This window comes from Synechococcus sp. R3-13, assembly GCF_047462195.1.
Lineage (GTDB): Bacteria > Cyanobacteriota > Cyanobacteriia > Thermostichales > Thermostichaceae > Thermostichus.
Window position 1 is genome coordinate 1 of record NZ_JANSIO010000097.1, and the last position, 2,110, is coordinate 2,110.

General features: G+C 60.9%; 3 protein-coding genes. 2 read left to right on the plus strand and 1 reads right to left on the minus strand.

Annotated features, from left to right (window positions below):
- A partial coding sequence (locus NW856_RS03290; RefSeq protein ID WP_414399064.1) for a molybdopterin molybdotransferase MoeA occupies positions 1 to 586 on the minus strand: 586 nt, incomplete at its 3' end.
- A gap of 346 nt (positions 587 to 932) precedes the next feature.
- On the opposite strand from NW856_RS03290, the gene NW856_RS03295 reads away from it, so the two are divergent.
- Entirely contained in the window at positions 933 to 1,295 is a 363-nt protein-coding gene (locus NW856_RS03295) for a cation:proton antiporter subunit C (RefSeq protein WP_414341900.1), read from the plus strand.
- Positions 1,288 to 2,110 (plus strand): proton-conducting transporter membrane subunit (locus NW856_RS03300; protein WP_414399065.1); only part of this gene is annotated, 823 nt, incomplete at its 3' end. The genes NW856_RS03295 and NW856_RS03300, both read left to right, overlap by 8 nt.

Genomic DNA, 2,110 nt, shown 5'->3' on the forward strand with positions numbered 1-2,110 from the left:
CTAGCTCATCCGCTGTCGAGAACAGGGCTACCCGGGGCTGACGAAACACCGGCACCATCGCCTGTCGGATGGCGGCCAAAACGGCTAGCTCCGCTCCGCCCAAAGCCTGCCCTGCCGGCAGGAGGGGATCCCCCTGGCGGGCAAAGTCTCCCTGAGGCCGGACAAATTGGCCCCGTTGCGGACGCTGCAAGAGGCGGACGGTTCCCGGCGAAGGTTGCTGCGTGTCTTCCTGCATCACCACGGTGTCCGCACCGCTGGGCAAGAGGGAGCCGGTGTAGAGACGCACCGCTTGTCCAGGCTGGAGCTCTCGGGTGGGTGCCTTTCCGGCGGGGAGAGTCTCAATCACCTGCAGCTCACAAGGGATCCCCGCTTGCACATCTTCATGGCGCACGGCATAGCCATCCATGCTGGAGGTGGGCCGGGCCGGAAAATCTTGGGGGCTATACACAGTTTGGCTGAGAACGCGGCCTTGGGCGGATCCCAGCTCCACCCACTCTGTGCCCAGCGGCTGAGCCGCCTGCAAAATCAGGGCTTCTGCTTCCGCCACCGGCAGCATCACGGCTTTTACAACCCCCTTCTCCAACACCTTATCTTCAGCATCCAGAAGTCGGTTCCGCCAAGGCCATTAAATTACAACTTAAACTGCGAACAGCAGCCATGAATTCCGACCTTGGCATGAGAGGTGTATGACCAGGATCCCACCAAGCCCCAGAGCTGGCAAGAAGTCGCAGCAAGTTGCCCATTGGGAGCTGCAGCTCTTTCGAATTCGGGATCCCGGCCTTGTTGGGGAGATGGGGATCCCGGCAGCGTTGCAACCGGCCATAGGCTATCTGGCTGCTGTGACTGCGGAAGCTGGATACTGGTCGCGTAGCGGGCGTAGCCTTAGAACGACTGAGCGACCAGATAGCTCGAGTGCAGCAAGCGAGGTGTCTATGTTAAATGCCGCCGTCATCCTCACGATCTTCCTTGGCTTCTGGGGAGTCGTGGTTAAGCGCAACCTCATTATGAAGATCCTATCTATGGATGTTATGAGCACCGGGGTCATTGCCTTCTTCGTGATCTGGGCAGCCCGGAGCGGTGTGTTCACCCCCATCTACAAACCCTGGCGCGAGCTGGACTATGCCGACCCGGTGCCTCAGGGGATCATCCTCACGGCCATCGTCATTGGCCTATCGGTACAAGCCTTGATGTTGGTGGGGGTGATGAAGCTGTCCCGCAATCATCCCACCCTCGAAGTCGAGAGCATCGAACAGGCAGTCGCGTCAGGGGCGCAGAGCACTTTTACCGATGACTGAGCTGACGCTGGTGTGGGTGGCATTGCCCTTTCTGCTGGCCTTCACAACCTACTTGATGCCGGCCCTGACCCGTCCCAGCTTGGTGGGGATGGCCGCGCTGACGGTGGCCTATGCGGTGCAGCAGGGGGGCTTGCCCGGCACAACCGCTGCGCCCTTGGAGCTGCAGCTTTTGGATCACTTCGGGGTGACGCTGCGGATCGATGCCAATGGAGCAGCGATGCTCTTGGCCCACGGCCTGGTCACGCTAGGAGTGGCCCTGTATTTGGATAGACGCTTTGCGGGCAGCCGCTTTCTGGCCATGCAGTTGCTGATCGTCCACGGTAGCGCCAATGCTGTCGTCATCAGTGCCGACCTGATCAGCGTCTACGTTTCCCTGGAGGTGCTCAGCATCGGCGTGTTTTTGCTGCTGACCTATGGGCGGCGGGCTGAGGGCCAACCCACAGTGGAAGAAAATGCTCCGCACCGCGATCGCCAGCTCTGGGTGGGGCTGCGCTACCTTTTCATGAGCAATGTGGCCATGCTCTTCTACCTGATGGGCGCAATCCTGGTCTATGTGCGCACGGGATCCCTGGCGATGAGCAGTTTGGCTATGGCCGACCCCACGGCCTTGGCGCTGATTGCTGTGGGTCTTTTGGCCAAGGGGGCGATCTTCGTTGCCGGCCTGTGGCTGCCCCTCACCTACGTTACCGCGGATCCCGTTGTTGCGGCGGTGCTCAGCGGTTTTACGACCAAAGCAGGAGCCATGGCTTTGGTGCGCTGCAGCGAGGCTTCGCCGGTCTTGGCCCAGGGGTTGCCCTACTTGAGCGCCGGTTCAG